Annotated in this window: 2 protein-coding genes; both read left to right on the top strand. The window is 63.4% G+C overall.

Annotated features, from left to right (window positions below):
• Window positions 1-155: 155 nt before the first annotated feature.
• The gene (locus tag AAC640_RS18205; protein ID WP_340268849.1) at window positions 156-1,268 is read left to right on the top strand and encodes a DUF6504 family protein; all 1,113 of its coding nucleotides are present in this window, start codon (window positions 156-158) and stop codon (window positions 1,266-1,268) included.
• Window positions 1,268-4,531, top strand: a complete 3,264-nt coding sequence (locus AAC640_RS18200) for an error-prone DNA polymerase (RefSeq protein WP_340268847.1) — start codon at window positions 1,268-1,270, stop codon at window positions 4,529-4,531. The genes AAC640_RS18205 and AAC640_RS18200 overlap by 1 nt, the downstream gene beginning before the upstream one ends.
• The last annotated feature ends 693 nt before the right edge of the window (window positions 4,532-5,224 follow it).

Genomic DNA, 5,224 nt, shown 5'->3' with positions numbered 1-5,224 from the left:
ATCCGGCTCCGGGCTACGCCCTACGCCGGATCAGGAGGTGGCGATTCTCATCTTGATTGACGCTGTTCTCTCATCCTCATTGTCGCGCGGCAACCACCCATTTGTTCGGCGATGAGCAGCGTTTCTGCCGAAGGCTACTGGGCTTTCTCAAGCGCTTGGGATTCACCGCCCGCATCGCGATCGCCGGCACGCCCGGCGCTGCCTTCGCGCTCGCGCGCTACGGCAGCGAGGCTATCACCATTCTGGCGGAGGGCAGCGAGACCCAGGCCATTGCTGATCTCCCGCTCTCCGCGCTGAGGCTAGAGCCGGGGGCACTCGAAGCCGCCGCCCGCTTCGGCCTGGAACGCATCGCAGACCTCTATCCCATGCCCCGCGGACCAATGGCCCGCCGGCTCGGCCTGACCACGGTACGAAGGCTCGATCAGGCGCGCGGAATGATCGCCGAACCCATCGTTCCCGTCATCCCCTTCGAGGCGCCCCATGTGGAGCGGCGGCTCCTCGAACCGATCGGTACGGCGGAGACCATCAACCAGGTGATCAGTGATCTGGTCGACGATCTGGTGGCCCTGCTGATGGAGCGCGGCCTTGGCCTGCGTGCCGCACATCTCGCCTGTCAGATTGTCGACGGGAGCGAGCAGCGCATCGCGATCGGCACCGCCAGGGCCACGCGTGATGCAAAGCATCTCAAGCGAATGCTCACCATGCGGGTGGAGAGGATCGACCCCGGCCTTGGCATCGAGGCGATGTCACTCATGGCGCCGCGCGTCGAGGAACTGAAGGCGCGGACACTGGAGGCGGGCCTCATTACCGGCAATCGCGCGCCCGACATTGCCCAACTGGTCGGCCAGCTTGCCGGCCGGATCGATCCCGATACGCCCTTCCGCCTGTCATCGCATGAAAGCGATGTGCCCAAGCGCGCCGTGCGGCGGGTCGGCCCCTTGACAAAGCCAAAGGGATGGCCCGGCTGGAAGCGGCCGGTGCGGATGCTTAAAAAGCCCGAACTCCTTTCCAATGTCGTGGCGCTGCTGCCCGACCATCCGCCCCGGCGCTTCGTCTGGCGGGGCAAGCCTTATCGCGTGATCGCCGGCGATGGCCCGGAGCGCATCCATGGCGAGTGGTGGCGCAATGCCCAGGAAATGTGGGCGGTGAGAGACTATTTCCGGGTCGAGGCCGAGGGCGGCGAGCGTTTCTGGCTGTTCCGCCGGGGCGACGGCGCCGACGAGCAGACGGGGAATCTCAGCTGGTTCATGCATGGGGTCTTTGGCTGATGGCCCGCTATGTCGAGCTTCAGGTGACGAGCCATTTCTCCTTCCTGCGTGGAGCCTCCTCGCCCGAGCAATTGTTCTCGGCCGCCGCCTTGCTCGGGCACAAGGCGCTCGGTCTTGCCGATTGGGGTAGCGTCGCAGGCGTGGTGCGCGGATGGGACGCGCAGAAGTCGACAGGTGTCCGGATGATCGCAGGCGCGCGGATCGATCTCACCGATTGCCGCGCCCTGCTCCTCTATCCAACCGATCGCCCCGCCTGGTCGCGCCTCACCCGGCTGCTCTCGATCGGCAAGGCGCGCGGCGGCAAGGGCTGCTGCCTCCTCGACTGGGCCGACGTCACCGCTCATGCCGAGGGACAGATTACCATCCTCGTGCCCGATGAGCCGGACAGCGTCACGCGCGCCCACCTGGACGACGTCCGAACCGCGTTCGGATCGCGCGCCCATATGGCGCTCTCGCTGCGCCGCCGCCCCGACGACGTCGCCCGCCTTCACAAGCTGGATGCCATGGCGAGGGCCGCTGGCGTGCGCAGCGTCGCGACCGGCGACATTCTCTACCATTCACCCGATTTCCGGCCGCTCCAGGATGTGATGACCGCGATCCGCGAGAAGACGACGATCGATGGCCTGGGGTTCAGGCGCGAGCGCTACATGGATCGGAACCTCAAATTGCCTGAGGAGATGGAGCGGCGCTTTTCGGCCTTTCCCGATGCGATCCAGGCGAGCGCTGACATCGCCGACCGATGCCGGTTCGATCTGGGCGAAATCCAGTATCAATATCCGTATGAGCAGGTGATGGAGGGCCGCACCGCGCAGCAGGCACTCGCGGCCCTGACAAGCCAGGCCGCAGCCCGGATGTTTCCCGACGGCCTGCCGACGCCCTATACCAAGCAGATCGACCATGAACTGCGATTGATCGACCAGCTCGGTTACGCACCCTATTTTCTGACGGTACATTCGATTGTCGCGGAAAGCCGTCGGCGCGGCATTCTTTGCCAGGGTCGCGGGTCGGCGGCGAACAGCTGTGTGTGCTATATGCTCGGCATCACCTCGATCGATCCGATCAAGCATGAGTTGCTGTTCGAACGGTTCGTCTCGGGCGAGCGCAAGGAGCCGCCCGATATCGACGTCGATTTCGAGCACGAACGGCGTGAAGAGATCATCCAGTGGATCTATGAGACCTATGGCCGCACCCGCTCGGCGCTGACGGCCGTGGTCACCCGTTATCGCACGCGCGGCGCGGTCGCGGAGGTGGGCAAGGCGCTGGGGCTCCCCCGTGATCTTACCAAGATGCTGACCGGCCTCGTCGGGGACTGGTCGATGGACGGCATCACCGATGAGCAGATTGCGAGCATCAATTTGAATGCCGATGACCATCGGCTCAAGCTGACGCTGGAACTGTCCCGCCAACTCATCGGCACACCGCGCCATCTATCCCAACATCCCGGTGGCTTCGTGCTCACCCAGGATCGTCTCGACGATCTCGTACCTATCGAACCAGCGCGGATGGAAGATCGCCAAATCATTGAATGGGACAAAGATGACATTGATGCGCTGAAATTCATGAAGGTCGACGTGCTGGGCCTCGGCATGCTGGGCTGCATGAACCGCGCCTTCAACCTGCTGGAAGAGCATAAGGGCGTCCGAGTCGGCATGGCCGATCTTCAGGACGATGATCCCGCCGTCTATGCCATGATCCAGCGGGCCGATACGCTGGGCGTCTTCCAGATCGAGAGCCGCGCGCAGATGTCGATGCTGCCGCGGATCAAGCCCAAGGAATTCTACGATCTCGTCATCGAGGTCGCGATCGTCCGTCCCGGCCCGATCCAGGGCGACATGGTCCATCCCTATCTGCGCCGCCGGGAAGGCAAGGAGGTGCCTGAATATCCCAAGCCTGAGCTCGAAGCGGTCCTCAAGAAGACGCTGGGCGTACCGCTCTTCCAGGAACAGGCGATGAAGGTCGCGATCGTGGGTGCCGGGTTCACGCCCGCCGAGGCCGATCAGCTTCGCCGCGCCATGGCCACCTTCAAGCTCACCGGCGGGGTCAGCCACTTCTACGACAAGCTGGTGAATGGCATGATCGCGCGGGGATATCCCAAGGATTTTGCCGAGCGGACCTTCAAGCAGATCGAGGGGTTCGGCAGCTACGGCTTTCCTGAAAGCCATGCGGCGAGCTTCGCCAAGATCGCCTATGCCTCCTGCTGGATGAAGCATCATCATCCCGATGTCTTCTGTGCCGCACTCTTGAACGCCCAGCCCATGGGCTTCTATGCACCGGCCCAGATCGTGCGCGATGCGCGCAATCATGGTGTCGAGGTCCGGCCGGTCTCGATCAATCATAGCCACTGGGATTGCTCGCTCGAACCGGCGCGCGGGCGATATCTGGCGGTGCGCCTGGGGTTCCGGCAGGTGCGAGGGCTCGCCAATCTCCACGGCGCCGCGATCGTCGGCGCGCGTGGTCCCGCTCTGTTCGAAAGCGTCGAGGAGGTCTGGCGGCGCGCCGGCGTGCCGCGCGCCGCAATCGTGCGGCTTGCCGAGGCTGATGCCTTTGCCTGCATCGCGCAGGATCGCCGACAGGGTCTCTGGAAGGTCAACGGCCTGGGCGAGGCGCCCCTGCCCCTCTTCGCAGCCGCCGACGCGCACGAGGGCAAATTCTCGCCCGAAAGCCGGGAGGCTCCGGTTACCCTCCGACCCATGACCGAAGGCCGCGAGGTGGTGGAGGATTATCGCTCGCTTCAGCTCTCGCTCCGCAATCATCCGCTGAGCTTCCTGCGCGCCCAACTCGATGCCATGGGGATCGCACGCTGCGCCGACCTCAAGTCGATCCGCGATGGTCGCAATATCGAGGTGGCCGGCGTCATACTGGTGCGTCAGCGGCCTGGCTCAGCGAAGGGCGTATTATTCGTCACCATCGAGGACGAAACCGGGGTCGCCCAAGGCATTCTGTGGCCCGATCGGTTCGAAATCTACCGGCGACAGGTCATGTCCGCCTCCATGATCGCGATGCGCGGACGGCTGCAAAAGGAAGGCGAGGTTATTCACATCATCTGCGATCGGATCATCGACCATGACGAGATGCTGCGCTCAGTGGGCCGCATGGACTTCAATGTCGCGCCGGGTCGGGGCGATGGCGCGAGCCATGGCGGTGGTCCTGATCCGCGCGATCCGGCCTTCCCCAACGGACGGACGCTTGGGTCACCGCCCTATCGTAATGCACCAGCGGCGCCGGACGACATCCCGCCGATTCGGAGCCATGACTTTCATTAAACGCGAACCAACGGCGGGCTATGCACGAATGGGAACTGCGGCCTGTGGGCTGGAGCCCTTTGCGGCTGCGTACCGTGCCATCCGGCTTTCCTGCTCCTGCTCAAGGGCACGGAGCCTTGCCCAGGCTCGGCCAATCCTTTGGGCCTGGTGCAGATCGACCGGACATAGGACGATGGGAAGCATTCTGGGACCATTATGGATGAGCCGAACGAAGGCGTCTCGTTCACCAGGTGTCAGTCTGGTCGTTATCGGGCTATCTTCTGGTAATCGATTTTGACCCCTTTTACCTCGCTTGCCTGTTCGAAGATGCGAGATTTTGACGCGTAGCGGATCAAAAGACGATCTGGCGCGACCCATTTCATATCCGCCCATGGGCCTTGCCAATCGCCTACTGCGGCGACACCGTGATTATCATCCGCTCGAAAGGCGTTCCCGCCGCCAGTAGGCGCGTCGGCATGATTAACGACAGAGATTTGGGTCGAATATCCAGTCGTGGCCCCACAGTCGCGCTGGAACAAGATCGCAGTATGGGTGCCATCAGGTGAGAGGAGGCGCGATACCACTGTATTCTCGCAGGTGTCTGAACAGCCCGCACAAGTCAGTGGTGCAATAAGCAGTAATACCAACCTGCATTGATCACGACCCACGCGCCCATTTGCGGCGTCCTATGGTCATGATGCGCCACGGCTGATC

The organism is Sphingobium mellinum (assembly GCF_037860795.1).
Lineage (GTDB): Bacteria > Pseudomonadota > Alphaproteobacteria > Sphingomonadales > Sphingomonadaceae > Sphingobium > Sphingobium mellinum.
Note: the sequence above shows the minus strand (reverse complement) of the source record. Positions and strands in the feature narration are given on the sequence as shown.